15 protein-coding genes are annotated in these 14,927 nt (G+C 33.8%); 9 read left to right on the top strand and 6 right to left on the bottom strand.

Features of this window, described 5'->3' with window-relative positions; all coding sequences use genetic code 11:
• Both NZ853_02460 and NZ853_02455 read left to right on the top strand, forming a co-directional pair.
• On the top strand, positions 1-396 hold the full coding sequence (locus NZ853_02460; GenBank protein MCS7204539.1) for a hypothetical protein: 396 nt from the start codon (positions 1-3) through the stop codon (positions 394-396).
• A gap of 32 nt (positions 397-428) precedes the next feature.
• Positions 429-2,498, top strand: coding sequence for a thioredoxin domain-containing protein (locus NZ853_02455; GenBank protein MCS7204538.1), 2,070 nt, complete (start codon positions 429-431; stop codon positions 2,496-2,498).
• Here NZ853_02455 and NZ853_02450 read toward each other — a convergent pair.
• Positions 2,479-3,105 carry a MarC family protein gene (locus NZ853_02450; protein ID MCS7204537.1) on the bottom strand — a complete coding sequence of 209 codons (627 nt, stop codon included), beginning with the start codon at positions 3,103-3,105 and terminating at the stop codon, positions 2,479-2,481. The genes NZ853_02455 and NZ853_02450 overlap by 20 nt on opposite strands.
• Positions 3,106-3,166: 61 nt before the next feature.
• On the opposite strand from NZ853_02450, the gene NZ853_02445 reads away from it, so the two are divergent.
• From NZ853_02445 to mutL, 5 genes are all read left to right on the top strand, one after another.
• Positions 3,167-3,850 (top strand): lysophospholipid acyltransferase family protein, encoded by a 684-nt coding sequence (locus tag NZ853_02445; GenBank protein MCS7204536.1) that lies wholly within the window; start codon positions 3,167-3,169, stop codon positions 3,848-3,850.
• Positions 3,851-3,926: 76 nt separating this feature from the next.
• Entirely contained in the window at positions 3,927-5,894 is a 1,968-nt protein-coding gene (locus tag NZ853_02440; GenBank protein MCS7204535.1) for an AMP-binding protein, read from the top strand.
• Between the two features lie 194 nt (positions 5,895-6,088).
• Entirely contained in the window at positions 6,089-6,721 is a 633-nt protein-coding gene (locus NZ853_02435; protein MCS7204534.1) for a TetR/AcrR family transcriptional regulator, read from the top strand.
• Complete coding sequence (gene yaaA / locus NZ853_02430; protein MCS7204533.1) at positions 6,722-7,513, top strand: peroxide stress protein YaaA; 792 nt, start codon at positions 6,722-6,724, stop codon at positions 7,511-7,513.
• 306 nt (positions 7,514-7,819) lie between these two features.
• Positions 7,820-9,544 carry a DNA mismatch repair endonuclease MutL gene (mutL, locus tag NZ853_02425; protein MCS7204532.1) on the top strand — a complete coding sequence of 575 codons (1,725 nt, stop codon included), beginning with the start codon at positions 7,820-7,822 and terminating at the stop codon, positions 9,542-9,544.
• 95 nt (positions 9,545-9,639) lie between these two features.
• Here mutL and rdgB read toward each other — a convergent pair whose 3' ends face one another.
• From rdgB to NZ853_02410, 3 genes are read right to left on the bottom strand one after another with little or no spacing between them, the layout of a single operon-like run.
• Positions 9,640-10,257, bottom strand: coding sequence for an RdgB/HAM1 family non-canonical purine NTP pyrophosphatase (gene rdgB / locus NZ853_02420; protein ID MCS7204531.1), 618 nt, complete (start codon positions 10,255-10,257; stop codon positions 9,640-9,642).
• Positions 10,257-10,604 carry an STAS domain-containing protein gene (locus tag NZ853_02415; GenBank protein ID MCS7204530.1) on the bottom strand — a complete coding sequence of 116 codons (348 nt, stop codon included), beginning with the start codon at positions 10,602-10,604 and terminating at the stop codon, positions 10,257-10,259. The genes rdgB and NZ853_02415 overlap by 1 nt, the downstream gene beginning before the upstream one ends.
• On the bottom strand, positions 10,582-11,292 hold the full coding sequence (locus NZ853_02410) for a phosphoribosyltransferase family protein (GenBank protein MCS7204529.1): 711 nt from the start codon (positions 11,290-11,292) through the stop codon (positions 10,582-10,584). Before NZ853_02410 ends, NZ853_02415 begins: the two co-directional genes overlap by 23 nt.
• Before the next feature lie 55 nt (positions 11,293-11,347).
• Here NZ853_02410 and NZ853_02405 point away from each other — a divergent pair, with 55 nt between their 5' ends.
• The gene (locus tag NZ853_02405; GenBank protein MCS7204528.1) at positions 11,348-11,887 is read left to right on the top strand and encodes a hypothetical protein; all 540 of its coding nucleotides are present in this window, start codon (positions 11,348-11,350) and stop codon (positions 11,885-11,887) included.
• A 53-nt stretch (positions 11,888-11,940) separates the two neighbouring features.
• On the opposite strand, the gene NZ853_02400 is transcribed toward NZ853_02405, so the two are convergent.
• Positions 11,941-12,819, bottom strand: coding sequence for a hypothetical protein (locus NZ853_02400; protein MCS7204527.1), 879 nt, complete (start codon positions 12,817-12,819; stop codon positions 11,941-11,943).
• Positions 12,820-12,903: 84 nt separating this feature from the next.
• Here NZ853_02400 and NZ853_02395 point away from each other — a divergent pair, with 84 nt between their 5' ends.
• On the top strand, positions 12,904-13,899 hold the full coding sequence (locus NZ853_02395; GenBank protein ID MCS7204526.1) for a hypothetical protein: 996 nt from the start codon (positions 12,904-12,906) through the stop codon (positions 13,897-13,899).
• On the opposite strand, the gene trpD is transcribed toward NZ853_02395, so the two are convergent.
• Positions 13,885-14,922 (bottom strand): anthranilate phosphoribosyltransferase, encoded by a 1,038-nt coding sequence (gene trpD / locus NZ853_02390; GenBank protein MCS7204525.1) that lies wholly within the window; start codon positions 14,920-14,922, stop codon positions 13,885-13,887. The genes NZ853_02395 and trpD overlap by 15 nt on opposite strands.
• Positions 14,923-14,927: the final 5 nt, after the last annotated feature.

Here is a 14,927-nt window from a genome sequence, read left to right as displayed (position 1 = left end):
GTGGAAGTTTTTATTCTTCTTGGAGCTTCTTTAGGGCTCCTTTCTTTTTTGATTTGGCTCATCTTTGACGTAAAACTCAAGCACGAAAAAAAAGAGAAAGATCAAAGAGGGTTTTGTCCTATTTGTGGTCATCCCTTAAAAAAAGGGGAGCGACTACGTTCTAACCAGGTAGAAATCCCAAAGTTCGAAATTCGCACCTTTATCAAGGGATGTCCCTATTGCTTAGGAGTTTTTGATAGTCGAAAACGAATCTGTCCTGTTTGTAAATCCCAATTAGAAAAAGAAAACACCATCTTAGCGGTTTCCTATTTTGACAATCCCAAAAAGCTGATCATAAAAGGCTGCAGAAAGTGCTATCCAGAGGGCTATCAAGGATATGAGTCAAAATATCAATGACGTTTGATGAAAAAAAGTTTAATTAATCACTTATGAAACGAGCTCCCAATCGTCTTATCCATGCAACCAGTCCTTATCTACTCCAACATGCTTATAATCCTGTTGATTGGCATGTATGGGGGGAGGAAGCCTTCCAAAAAGCCAAAAGTCAAGACAAACCCATATTTCTTTCGATTGGGTATTCTACATGTCATTGGTGCCATGTGATGGAAAGAGAATCCTTCGAAGATGAAGAAATAGCAAACATTCTCAATACTTATTTTGTTCCCATCAAAGTTGATAGAGAAGAACTTCCAGACGTGGATCATATTTACATCACGGCAGTCCAAATGATGGGAATCTCTGCGGGATGGCCCTTGAATGTGTTTTTGACTCCAGACCTAAAACCCATCACAGGTGGAACTTACTTTCCCCCCATAAGGAAGTGGGGAATGCCTTCTTTTAAAGAGGTTCTGTGGAAAATCATTGATTTGTGGAAAAATCATCGAAGTCAAGTAAACGAAGTAGCTGAAAACATCACACATGCACTCCAAAATCGTGATGTTGACATTCAAAACATCAAAGTTTCTTTTTCTCATTTTGAGTCCATAATCGATTATTTTTATCTTTATTTTGATGCAGAGAAAGGTGGCTTTTTGGTGAATGGGAAAAACAAATTCCCACCATCTTTGAATTTATTATTTCTAAACCAACTGTATAGAAAGACACCCAATCAAAAAATTTTGGAAATGATTCAAACCACCATCGTAAAAATGCGAAATGGTGGGATTTACGATCAGATTGGCGGCGGCATATCACGATATGCTACAGACCATGATTGGCTTGTTCCTCATTTTGAAAAAATGCTTTATGACAACGCTTTGTTTGCTTGGATATGTTTAGAAGCATATCGAACCTTTCAAAAAGAAGTATTCTTAGAGATTGCCAAAGATGTGTTAGAATACCTATTACGAGACATGAAGCATCCAGAAGGAGGTTTTTATAGTGCTGAAGACGCTGATAGTGAAGGAGAAGAAGGAAAATTCTATCTTTGGACCAAGGAAGAAATAGAATCGATCTTAAAATCCTATCAGTACTCTCCAGAAGAAATCCAACAAGTTTGTGATTACTGGGGAATTCGTCCAAAAGGAAACTTCGAAGGAAAAACCATTCTTTCAGTAGTGGGAAAAGAAATCTCCAAAGAGCTCTTAAACAAAACAAGACAAATCCTTCTTTTGGAGCGAAACAAACGAATAAGACCTCATAGAGATGAAAAAATTCTCACATCTTGGAATGCCCTCATGTTGACCGTTTTATCTCAAATGTTGATTACTACACAAAATCCCGTATATAATCAAGCATTGCAACAGACTTTAAAGTTTATCTTTTCTCATTTAACAATCACTTCTGATTTTGATCACGATGCTCAAACGGGCTATTTTTATCGAAGTTATAGTAACCATCAAAAGAAGACAGCACCTTATGTAGGAACATTATCCGATCATGCGTTGATGGGTTCTGCATTGGTGGATGTCTATAAAGCAACAGGTCAAAGAGAATACCTCTACTATGCGAATAGGATTTTAAAGTACATACTAAAATACCATTTCGATCCTTCTGGAAAGCTCTTTGAAACTCGAGATGACGAAAAATACTTGATTGTTCGTAGTTCTGATTTTTATGATGGAGTAATTCCCTCAGGATTTTCTGCTACCATGCGACTTCTTGTCCAACTTTGGAATTTTGGTTTTGAAAGTGAACTTTATGAAAGCGTGATTAACAAACTGATTTTGAATTACTACCCAACTGCTGCGCAAAACCCTTTTGCGTATTCATTCTTTTTGATGAATGTTTTGAAGTTTTATTTTCTTTCTCAACAATTGGTGGTTGTCTATCACGAAAAACAAAATAAACTAACAGAAATCTGGGAACTAATTGGAAATAGTATAAGTAGTGAAACCGTATTAGGATATGTTGACGAATCAAAAGAACAAACCCAAAAAATCCCTCTGTTAGAAAATCATACCCGTTTGAATGATCTAACTACTTTTTATCTATGCGAAAACTTCGTTTGTAATTTACCGACAAATGACTGGGATTCCATCAGAGCTTCGATTCGATAGAGGTGATTAAAAATTCTTGGATTCCTTTTAAAAACATTTCGATGGAAATTGCCGTCAAAATCATTCCCATCAGTTTCTCCAAAGCAAAGATTCCTTTTTCCCCCGCATACTTTGCAATCCAATTCGAAGACAGAAGAATCATCAAAGCAAAAAAGCAGCTAAACAGAATGGCGAATAACCAAATCCAGGTTTTTTCGGGATTTTGATTTGAAAGTAAAATCACCGTCATGATTGCTGAAGGACCCGCCAACGAAGGCATTGCCAACGGGAATAAAAAAGGCTCACCTCTGGGAAGCTCCCCAAAAATATAAGAACCCTTCTGAGAAGTGGGTGGGAAAATCATGCGAATAGAAATCAGAAATAGGATGATACTTCCTGAGATTTTCAAAGAAAACTGAGAAATACCTAAATAATGTAAAATTTCGTTTCCAAAATACAAAAAGAGAATCAAAATCAACATGGCAAAGAGCACTTCTCTTGCGATGATCCATTTTCTTTTTTTTATTGGGATCTTTTCTAAAACAATCAAAAACAACGGGATGTTTCCAATCGGATCCATCACAAAAAACAAAATCAAAAAAGCAGAGGTAAAATCTTCCCAATGCATCTTTTCAACATTAAATTCAAATTTGGTTGTATATATGGCAAACGAAAAAAAACGTTAGGTAATGAAAAAAATCCTTCGTTCTATCCTAGAGGATTTGTTGGTTTCTCTTATTGTAGGTTATCTTAAAGTTTTAGTGAAAACATCGAATGTAATCATATTAGAAAAACATAATATTGAGTCTTTTCTTAAAAACAATCAACCCTTTATTTTATCGGCGTGGCATTGTAATGCTTTTGGAGGTAGTGTGTTGGTGCAAGACATGGATCTAACAATCATGATTTCTCAATCACGAGATGGAGAATTAATAGACAAAGTCGTAAAAAAATTCAAAAACCATAGTGTTCGAGGAAGTTCTCATCGGGGAGGTATCCAAGCCTTAAGGCAACTCATTCAGTTGGGAAAAGAAGGAAAACGCCTTGTTATTACTCCTGATGGACCCACAGGACCTGCCTTTAAAGTTCAATCAGGCATCATTACGTTGGCTTCAAAAACAGGAATACCCATCATACCATTTCATTATGAATCCACCAAACAAAGGTTAGCAAATTCTTGGGATTATCACAGAATCCCCTTTTGGTTTAATACCATTTTTGTTCGTTATGGTGAGCCCTTTTACGTTCCTAATGCTATAACAGATGAAGAGTTGAGTCATTACTCAGTTTTACTCGAAAGCAAAATGATGGAAAATATGGTGCTTACACAAGAAGCAAGGGATCAATACATTTCGAATTTAAAAACCCGATAAATTTTATGTCATTGACTATGCCTTGATAAAAAAGTTTTTTTCTTTTTGATATTGGATAGGAATTGGGAGAGATAGAATGGAAAAGCTGTCTTTGTATCATTTGTTAAAAGATACGGTTTCCACTCACGCAGAACGACCAGCCTTCTGGGTTCGTTTGGAGAAACAAGACTTTGGCGCAGTTTCTTATGCCAATTGGCGAGCTGATATGAAAAGTATCCAAGCTTTTCTCGTTTATGAGTTGGGAGTTAAAAAAGGTGACAAAATTGCTCTCCTTTGTGATAATCGATATGAATGGACCTTGCTTTGTTTTGCTATCGATACAATAGGATGTGTTGACGTTCCCAGAGGAACTGATGCAACCGAGCAGGATATTTTATATATATTAAATCATGCAGAAACTTCCATCGTCATAATAGAAAACGAAAAAACCTTACAAAAGTTAGTGAATTGTATTGGAGAGATACCTTCTGTGCAAACTATTATCTCAATCGAAGGCAGAGAGAAATACAAAAACTTCGACAAACTACTCCAAGAATTAGAAGAAAATCGATTACGTATCGGAAAAATTCAAAAACTTACGAATGTAAATTTTTACTTCTTGATTGATATCATTAATCGTGGTTATGAGTTACTTCGACTCAAAGGAGAAGAAGAACTCAGAAGAAGAGGAGAATCCATACAACCAGACGATTTAGCAACCATCATTTACACGAGTGGAACAACGGGAACCCCCAAAGGTGTGATGTTGACACATCGTAATTTTTGTTGGGAAATTGCTCAAATACAGCTTATTTCTCCTATAACAGAACAAGATCGAGTGGTAATCTTTCTTCCACCATGGCACATAGCCGAACGGGTATTGGAGTTTACTCTTATTGCTTGTGGTGCGAGTATGGCAAATTCCTCGATCATGACATTAGCTGCGGATTTACAAACCATCAAACCTACTTTTTTAGTTTCGGTTCCAAGAGTTTGGGAACAACTCTACAAAAGAATTTTCGAAAACCTAAGAAAACAACCCCAGAGAAATCAAAGAATCTTTCAGCTCGCTTTGCAAATTGCAGGTTTATATACTGATTCTTTGGATCACTTACTTGATCGGATTGCTTTTACAGAAGAAGAAACCCTCACCGACAAAGTCATTCGAAAAATCTTAGCTCTTTTGGGTTTTATCATAACGTTGCCATTTATCTGGATTGCAAGAAAAATTCTCTCAAAAGTACGAGATATTTTTGGTGGGAAGTTGAAGTTTGCATTGTCGGGAGCTGGAGCACTTCCGGTTCATATTGCTGATTTTTTTCGATACTGTGGAATTCCGATTATTGACGCTTATGGAATGACAGAAACCACAGCTGTGTGTGCAATGGGAAGACTGCCGATGCCCAAACGATTTTGTGTAGGACCTAGTCTTCCTGGAGTTCACATCCAACTCAGAGATGAATACGGAAGAATCATAACTAAACCTGGTGTAAAAGGAATTGCATGGCACAAAGGTCCTCATGTAATGAAAGGATACTACAAAATGCCCGAAAAAACCGCAGAAGTTTTACAAGATGGATGGTTAAACTCAGGTGATGTATTCGTATGGACCACAACGGGGGAAATTCAATTCGCAGGTAGAGCAAAAGACACGATTGTTTTACTCGGAGGTGAAAACGTTGAACCTGAACCCATTGAAGTTCGCCTAACCACAAATCCTTTCATACAACAAGCTGTAGTAGTAGGACAGGATCAAAAGTCTCTGGGAGTTCTGATCTACCCCAACGTAGAAAGAGTAAAAGAAGAATTAAAAAACAAGGCTACTCTGAGTGATAATACAGAAGAATGGAATCGTGTCAAAGAGGTCCAACAGTTTTTCTTAGATATCCTAAAAGAAGAAGTTTCTGCTAAAAATGGTTTCAAATCCTTTGAAAGAATAACTCACATATACATTCTTCCCAAAGAATTAAAGAAAGGGGAAGAACTCACCGAGACAATGAAGATCAAAAGAAACAAAGTATTAGAAAAATACAAAACCCAAATCGAAGAAATGTTTCGAAATTGAAATCATCAATACAAATAATTTACTTTGATAAGTGTTTTATTTTTATTTTTTGTAAATAATTTTGGTGCAAATTTTATTTCACATGAAAATAATAAGTAGTAATGTAAAATAGTAGACAATAGAGATTTTTTTATTTATTTGTTCTAATTGAATTAAAAATAAAAATCAATGATAATTAAGTGTGGAAGAAAATAATGGAAAAGATAATGAATGACAAGAAAGAAAACCAATTAGATAACAACGAAAGTTCTACAAAAAGAGTGCTTCATCGAGTAGCTAAACGTCGTCAAAGAGTAAGAAATAAGATTCTCGAAATTGCAACAAAAAGATTTGCCATAGAAGGTCCTGATAATGTAAAATTAGAAGGAATTGCTGATGAAGCTGACATATCAAGAGCTACCCTATATAGCCATTTTGCCTCCAAAGATGAAATCATTTATGAAATCATAAAACCCGTCTTAGAAGAAATCATACAAAAATACGAAATGATCATCAAAGACTTAGATAAATTAAGCACGGGTGAAATCTTTGATGAGCTAAGTGACTTTTACATCCATCTTTGGGAAAATTATGAGCTAGCTCTCCTTTTAGCACAAAAAATCTTAGAAAAAAAACCATATAATTTATTGCCTCTCTATGACAGAATGTTAGAACTCAAAAGAAAAATCCTCCAAAAGTTTGAGAAAGAAAAAAAATTAAAATTCCCTATAGACAATACTTATGACATTATTTTGAGCACATTAGTTCCTTTATTAAAAAACATTGCCCCTTTGCAAAATGGGAAAAAACTATTCAAATCGACATTAAAAAACATGCTATTTCATTAAATGATGATTGTTTTATCACCGGCTAAAACCTTAAAAAGGCTCACCATCCCACATGTTCAGCTAATTCAAAAGTACTTTACAAAGCCTAAATTTTTGGAAGAGGCAAAAGAATTAGTCAAAAAAATCCAAAAACTGAATGAAAAAGAATTACAGAAACTATTAGATGTCAGCTCTGCCATCGCAAAAACAAATTTTGAAAGGTATCAAAACTTTCCTTCTAATTTTGAATTTGATGAATCCTATCCCTCGATTTTTTTATTCTTTGGTGACGTATATAAAGGCTTTGAATGGGACAAATATACATATGAAGATTTGCTTTTTCTTCAAGATAATGTTCGTATTTTATCTGGTCTCTATGGGATTTTGAAGCCTTTTGATTTGATATACCCTTATCGTTTGGAAATGGGAACGGAGTTTAAAACATTTTCTCAAAAATTCAATTTTCAAAGTTTGTATGAGTTTTGGGGAGATAAAATCACCCATGCCCTCAACGAGGAACTATCCAAACAAAAGAATAAGCACTTAGTGAATTTAGCCTCTCATGAATACTTTCAAGTGATTGACACAAAAAACCTAAAATATCCCATTTTGAACATACATTTCCAAGAAAAACGAAATGGAAGATATGTAACGATAGCTTTGAATTCAAAAAGAGCAAGAGGGATAATGACGAACTGGATAGTAAAAAACAGAATCCAAAATCCAAATGATTTAAAAAACTTTCAGCTGAACGGATACCATTTTTCTGAAGAAAAGTCTGATGATAGTAATTTCTATTTCTTAAAAAATTAAAATTTACCTATCAAAAATCCACGAAAAAAACTTGTAAATCAGCCAAAAATAAATACCCCACAAAAAGGATCCCAAAAAGAAAGAAAAAATGATTAAAAATTCATCTGGGAATGCCAAATATATAATGCTAATGGGCATATTTGCAATGACAATTCCACTGCAATCTGTGATGCACTCAAATGAGAACAAATCAATTCTCGTAAATAAAAAAATAATGTGGAGTGATACCCCAACTAAAAAGGCAATTTTTTCATTCATTTTAGAAACTCAAAAAACTTATCGATTGTCTTGTAAAGAAAAACTCCTATGGGACTGATTAGAAGATTAGATCCTGTTGTGATTCACAAAATCGCAGCAGGAGAAGTGATTGAACGCCCTGCCTCTGTGGTAAAAGAGTTGGTTGAAAACAGTTTAGACGCAAAAGCCACAAAAATCGAAGTCTATACCTACAACGGAGGAATAGACAAAATCATTGTAAAAGATAATGGAGAAGGAATCCTCAAAGAAGATTTACCCCTCACCATCGAAAAACATACCACATCGAAAATCTATAGCCTTTCAGACTTAGAAAGTCTCACTTCTTTTGGTTTTCGCGGTGAAGCTTTGCATTCTATCTCAGCTGTATCTCTGTTAGAAATCCAAACAAAGCATATTTCAGAAACAATTGGAACTCACATGATAGCAAGAGAAGGAAACATACTCTCTCTAAAACCAGTATCCTGTTTGACAGGAACGAGTATAAGTGTGATAGATTTATTTTTTTCTACTCCCGCAAGAAAAAAGTTTCTAAAGAAACCTGCTTTTGAAGATCAAAAGATTTTTAGAGAAATCATGAAGTTTACTTTATCCCACCCCCACGTAGAATTTCAGTATTTTCGTGATGACAAGCCTATTATGAGCCTACCTTCAATGAATTTTTATGATTTGACAAAAAGAATCGAACTTCTTTTAGGTAAGGGGTTTGCAGATAAGTTACTACCAGTTTTTTATGAAAAAGAAAAAATCAAGGTTCAAGGCTGGATTGGAAAAGCCAACCTTCAAAATTCTCTTTCTGAATATCAATTTGTTTTTGTCAATCAAAGGGCCGTAGAAATCAAAAATCTTAGTTCCATCATCAAAAAAGCTTACGGACCTTTACTACCTACAGAATCAAAACCAATATACTTTTTGTTTTTTGAAATCCCTCCTTTTTTGATTGATGTAAATGTTCATCCCACAAAAAAAGAAATAAGAATACAAAATGAACAAGAATTTTACACTTTTACCATCGATGCCATCAAAAGAACCCTTTTACCCAATGTGCCTTTAAATTTAGATAGCTCTCCAAAATTCACGGAAAAAAACTTTGGGACAAGCCACAGTTCTCAGATCCAACCGATGATATTTTCCGAAGCTAAAACCTTTTATATGGAAAAAACCAAAAACCTCGAGATCCCGAAGCAACATCAACCAGAATTCCCCGAAAGAATCTTGGGTGTGATTTTTGGAACATACATCTTAGCAGCAAGCCAGAATGAGTTATTTTTCATCGATCAACACACAGCACATGAACGGATCAATTACGAAAAAAAGAGAAAACAAATCCTAAAGAACATCCACCAAAAACAAATCCTGTTATATCCTATTCATTTTCGTTTGACAAATGAAGAAAAAGAATTGATGAAAGAATTCGAAGAAGAATTACAACAACTTGGCTTTTCGTGGGAATTTTTTTCTGATAATACCCTTGTTTTACGAGAAATCCCAGATTTCTTAGAATTGGAGGAAGAAAAAGAACAATTTATACAAATCATCAAAAACCTGAGTTTAGGATATAATAAAATAGAACTCTATGATAGTTTCATTGCTAATAAAGCTTGCAAAGCTTCTATTAGAAAAAACGATCCTATTTCTTTAGAAGCCATTTCGGAGATGTTGATGAAGTTGTATCAATGTGAGGTTCCTTCGAGGTGCCCTCATGGAAGACCAACCATCATTCGAATTGACAAATCCGAAATCGATCGCTGGTTCTACCGAAAAGAAACCTACTAAACAATCTTTATTAATGATTTAATGACTTCTGCGAAGTTCATTTGATTTTTTGAGAACTTTATCTTTTGAATTTAAATTAAACAAGTGTATTTTTTTCACGAAGTTCGTAATAGGTGATTTAAAAAATTTCTTAATGCTTTGGCTCGATGACTGATTTGATTTTTTTCTTCTAATGTCATTTCGGCAAATGTCTTTTTTGTAGTGTATTCCTCAAAGATTGGATCATATCCAAAACCATGACTCCCTCGAGGTTGATAGATAATTCTTCCTTCAGTTATACCTTCGTAAAACTGAACAGGTTCATGTTCACTCCACTTAAAAGCTATCACACAAACAAATCGAGCTGTTCGAAGATAATGAGCAACATTTTTCATTTTTTCTAAAAGATATTGATTCCTCTGATTTTGATTCAATGACACGCCACCATAAATTGAGCTATAAACTCCAGGTTCGTGGTTTAAAGCATCAACTTCAAGTCCTGAGTCATCTGCGATTGTGGGAATCCTTGCAATGTGATAATATGCTTCTGCTTTTAGTTTTGCATTTTCGAAAAACGTTGTCCCCGTTTCTTCCACAACGAGCTCGATTCCCATTTCTTTTGGACTAAAAACTGGTATGGCATAGGGTGATAACAAATCTACAATTTCTTTAATTTTGTGCTCATTATTACTTGCTACTAAGATTCCTGATTTTCTTAACTTCAGTATGGGCATCACTTCATCATTTTAAATGACTCAACAGCATCACTAACATTAGAATAGATCTGAAATATTCGATTCAATAAAGTAATTTGAAGAACTCTTTGAACTTCTGGTTCAGTAATTACTAAACGTATATCTCCATTTTTCCTTTTCACTTTTCTTTCCATAGCAATCAGAATTCCCAAAGCAGAAGATGAAACGTGCTTAATATTACTCAAATCAATTACGATTTTGAAGTTATTTTCTTTCAGCACTTCTTCTAACTGTTTTTCGAAATTCGGTGTATCTATGTGTTGTATATTTCCCTTTACTTTTAGTATGATAACGTCACCGTCTTTACTTTTCGTTATGGACTCCATAATATTCCTCATCAAAATCTTCCAAAAAAATGGAAAGCACATGAACTTCTTTGATCCCTATCTCTTTTAACAACCTTGATACTTCATTTATTGTTGCTCCAGTTGTAACTGTGTCTTCTACTAATAAGTATTTATCTACATATTTAATTTCTTTTGTCAATTCGAAAGATGTTGAGATGGCTAAAAATCGTTCTAATTGTTTATTCTTACTTTGTTTTGTGGTTTTAATTTTAACTATATCTTTCCCCCATGGAACATTTGTCTTTTTTGATACCTGCCTTACGAGCAATTCTAAAACTTCATAAGAACGAGTATTCTTTTTGAATTTTTGTGAACCTATGAATCCGATTCGATTAGGTTGTATTTTTTTAACGTATTTTACAACTTCGCTTACAAATAAGCGATATACAGCTTTGTAATTCTGATACTTCCAATCGAGTAGAACCTTTCTTGTGTTTGAATTATATTCATATAAAGCATAGAGGGAGTCAAAATACAGAAATCTACTGGAACAAAATTTACATTTCCCATTGTGCTTTTTATGATAGCAAATTTCACATCTATTATTTGTTGACTTTTTTAAGCTACTCTTTTTGAATTCCTTCCAACAATCAAAACATAATGCTTCTTTACTTTCTTTTCCACATTCAACACAATAATTCGGAAAAAAGAAATTGAAAAAATCCATACAATTATGAAATATCTCTCCACAAAATAACAATTTCGAAGTTTTTTAGTATAACGTGAAAAAAATTTTGTTTTTACTTCAAGTTTGTTTCTGGATATGTTTTTCGTTTTTGAAAATCAAAGCAGAGATGCTTGTTTTTCCTGATGAATTAAAATTTTCCGCTCGAAACAACAAAGGATATATATTCACAAATATTTTTCAGCAAGAAGAAGATTATTTTATTGTCTATCTAGGTTGGGAAAAGCTGGAATTGTTATTTCCTCAACCACTTGCTTTTCGAAATGAAGTATTTTTGCTTACAGGTAGATGCATGGTGATGGAGGGCGATTTTCGTTTATTTCTGAGCTTAAAGATTTCTAATCGCATTGTGCTTGTCCCCTTCTTTCCTAACCATTTGAAAGACCATACTTTCGATGAATACCTTTTAAAAGTCTCAGAAGAAAAATTGATTGATACTCTTAGAAAGAATACATATAATTTAGAATTTTTATATGAGATTCTGGGTTTTACCATCCATCCCTATGCATACAGAAACGTTTTTTCTTGTAAGAAATTCGAGCTAAAAAAGAAAAATTTTATTTTGAAAAGTTTATAAAGTTATTGGAATTTTTATAAAAGAAATGTTTAAATCAATAATAATCCAAAAAACTAACATCCTCTTAGAAGAGATCTTGGTTGAAGTTGGATTAGCCACAGTAGGAACTCTTTTTTTTCATTTTCGTAAATCTCTAAATTCCCTTTTGTGATTAGAATAAACAAATTCTTTTTGCTATTTTTTACCTCATCACTATTGATAAATTCAATGAACTTTAAAAGCCTGTTTTGATTCCAAAGAAAATAGACGTATAGTCCCGATAAAAGAGTTTGTTCGTATAAATCATAAATACTCCAAAACTCAGGATAATATGGCAAATGAAAAATTATTTGGTTTATGATTTGATTCACACGATCCAAATTCAGGTTCATTTCAATTTGAGTTTTACCACAAACAAAAGGAGAGCGAACATTTTGCAAAAGTAACGACAATCCTTCATTTAACCATATGGGATAATGAGAACAACAATCCTCTAATATAGAATGAATGATCTCATGAAACACTACATAATCTGGAACATCGATCTGAAAATTAGGATCCTCTTTATCAAAAGTATAAAGGAGTGGGATGTGGATGTATTTTGTTTTTCGATCAAAATGAGCCAATGAGTCAACATCAAAAGGTCTATAATTTTTATAGGATTTATAGTTTTTGTAGATGATTATGTCGTATTTTTTAGGCACGATCTTTATATAAGGATAAGTCTCTAATAATTGCATGAAATGTTCAATAGATTTTGAAAGTTCTTGGATTCTTGCAGTATTTGTTTCTGGTTCGATGTGAAAATAAAATTGCACTTGTTGACGAACAACCCTAACTAAATAAAGGTTTTTTTCATTAGCAAACCAATAAGGTTCGCTTGATTTACAATATACAAAATAATAAGAAGCAAGTAAAAAAATGATCACAAACTTCTTCGTTTTGATTTTCATTAAATCCAATCTTCAAAAAAAATGTCTTTTCTTTTACATAAAAAATTAATGATTTAAGGAATCATTTAAAAATTATACTATTCTATGAAAATAAACTTTAAACAAAAATCCAATTTATTTTTTCTTTTTGTATTTCTTTTTAGCTTTGGATTTTATTTTTATTTATCTTCCCATTGGAACTTTTCTTTGAGTCTTTTATTTTCTCTTTTGCCCTCAACCATTATTATGTTGTTGGTGTGGGTTTTTATTCATTCCCCATTAGAGAAGATAGAAAATTTTCTACAACAGAGATTTTTGCTGAAGTTTTTTGTCTTAGTTTTGTTAATTTTGCTTTTATCTTTGCTTCCCTTTTTTTATGAAACCCCTTTGGGTTTGATGATTAGCTTGATGATCTTCAGCCTTTTTTTCTTTTTCAGTTCATTTTTCAGTGTTTACTTTCTCTCTTTGTTATTTTTTTTTGCTTTAATTCTTGTTCATCAATTGTTCTTTCTACAACAAGAAATAGTTCTTTCGAAGTGGGAAGAATTCCAAATCAAAAAGCAAAAAGAAAACCTAATCAAATCTCTTTCCATCGAAAAGAACCCAAAAGAACTAAAAATTTCAGATGAAAAGTATTCGCTCACCTTTGAAATTCCAACACAATCAAAATTGTTAACTTCTCACAATGATTTTCTCTTTCCGATTATTTTAGGAATTCAAAAAGAACAATCAGAGCTACCAATCATCTTTGTTTTTCCTATTGAAAAAAATTATCCTTCTTTTCTTTTTGATTTACGAATCCAATCGATTTTGAGTGAGCTGAAAAAACAAAATCGCATCGATGGCTACCGTTCTCAACAAATTCCGTTTTTAGAATCTCTTGGTTATCAAGATGTAAAGAATCAATTTTTTGTTTTTTATGATAACTTTTTTGCGGATTATGTTCAATTTGGTTATTATCTTATCCCACTAAACGAAATTATTATTGTTGTTTGGATACGAGAAATCACAAACCGAGGATTTCCCCATAGTCTTTTTGTCTTGGATTTTTTAAACAAAATGAAATTGCAAACTCAAGCTTTACCATCATCCTCCGAGTGAAGTCACAGCATTCACAGGTCGGAAATTCCGCCATTCTTCGAATTTTTGATATACCTTTCCGGATTTCAAAACTTCCCATACCTTCTCCGTTGCTTCTTTAAGGCTTAAGTTTTCGAAAAGAATCAATGCAATCGCTGTATTTATTGCCACAATCTTATTTTCCACTTCTGTTCCTTCACCTTGGATGATTCTTAGGAATCTTTGTTTTGATTCTTCTCGATCCTTCACTCGTAGTGAGTCTAAACTCTCGGGTTTTATTCCAAAATCTTCTACATTAAAGGTTCCATAGCGCGTGATTTTTCCTTCTTCAATCTGAACATAATCCGTTGGAGAAGCCACAGAAACTTCATCCAAACCGTCGTGGGAATGAATTACATAAGCATTTTTTCTTCCCAATCCACACAAAGCTTCAGCGATAGGTTGCATATACTCTTTACTAAATACCCCCATGATTTGGTGTGTTATCGGTGCTGGATTTGTGATGGGTCCTAAAATATTAAAAATCGTTCTAACTCCTAAGGTTCTACGAACGGGTGCTGCATACTTCATGGCAGGATGCCATTTGGGAGCAAACAAAAAAGTTATTCCAATTTTTTCTAGGCACTCTGCCGCTTCATCTGGAGATATTTCTAAATTAATGCCTGAGTCTTCTAAAACATCCGCAGAGCCCGTAGCACTCGAGACAGCTCGATTTCCATGCTTTGCTACTTTATAACCCATAGTAGCCATTACAACAGCAGAAATTGTAGATATATTCAACAAGTTGGCATTGTCACCACCAGTTCCGCAAGTATCTAATATTTCTTGTTTTTCTCGGATGGGCCAGCGGACCGCCGCTTTTCGCATTGCTTTGGCAAAACCTTCAATTTCTTCACCTGTTTCTTTTTTCATTGCCAAAGCTACGAGTAATCCTGCAGTTCGAATTTCTCCTGCCTCACCCGTCATGATTAAGTTCATAACATGATACGCTTCTTCTAGAGTTAAGTGTTGATGATTCATTACTTTTTTAAGATACTCAACCATAATCT

This window comes from Leptospiraceae bacterium (genome assembly GCA_025059995.1).
GTDB lineage: Bacteria > Spirochaetota > Leptospiria > Leptospirales > Leptonemataceae > SKYB61.
The sequence above is the reverse complement of the archived record's forward strand: the minus strand, read 5'-3'. Positions and strand labels throughout refer to the sequence as shown.

Excerpts from the sequence above, each read along its gene's own strand:
- NZ853_02395 (MCS7204526.1), top strand. The coding sequence starts at position 12,904 with ATGAAAATAAACTTTAAACAAAAATCCAATTTATTTTTTCTTTTTGTA.
- NZ853_02435 (MCS7204534.1), top strand. The coding sequence starts at position 6,089 with ATGGAAAAGATAATGAATGACAAGAAAGAAAACCAATTAGATAACAAC.
- NZ853_02400 (MCS7204527.1), bottom strand. The coding sequence starts at position 12,819 with ATGAAAATCAAAACGAAGAAGTTTGTGATCATTTTTTTACTTGCTTCT.
- trpD (MCS7204525.1), bottom strand. The coding sequence starts at position 14,922 with ATGGTTGAGTATCTTAAAAAAGTAATGAATCATCAACACTTAACTCTA.
- NZ853_02410 (MCS7204529.1), bottom strand. The coding sequence starts at position 11,292 with ATGGATTTTTTCAATTTCTTTTTTCCGAATTATTGTGTTGAATGTGGA.
- yaaA (MCS7204533.1), top strand. The coding sequence starts at position 6,722 with ATGATGATTGTTTTATCACCGGCTAAAACCTTAAAAAGGCTCACCATC.
- NZ853_02445 (MCS7204536.1), top strand. The coding sequence starts at position 3,167 with ATGAAAAAAATCCTTCGTTCTATCCTAGAGGATTTGTTGGTTTCTCTT.
- mutL (MCS7204532.1), top strand. The coding sequence starts at position 7,820 with ATGGGACTGATTAGAAGATTAGATCCTGTTGTGATTCACAAAATCGCA.
- NZ853_02455 (MCS7204538.1), top strand. The coding sequence starts at position 429 with ATGAAACGAGCTCCCAATCGTCTTATCCATGCAACCAGTCCTTATCTA.
- NZ853_02415 (MCS7204530.1), bottom strand. The coding sequence starts at position 10,604 with ATGGAGTCCATAACGAAAAGTAAAGACGGTGACGTTATCATACTAAAA.
- rdgB (MCS7204531.1), bottom strand. The coding sequence starts at position 10,257 with ATGCCCATACTGAAGTTAAGAAAATCAGGAATCTTAGTAGCAAGTAAT.
- NZ853_02450 (MCS7204537.1), bottom strand. The coding sequence starts at position 3,105 with ATGCATTGGGAAGATTTTACCTCTGCTTTTTTGATTTTGTTTTTTGTG.
- NZ853_02440 (MCS7204535.1), top strand. The coding sequence starts at position 3,927 with ATGGAAAAGCTGTCTTTGTATCATTTGTTAAAAGATACGGTTTCCACT.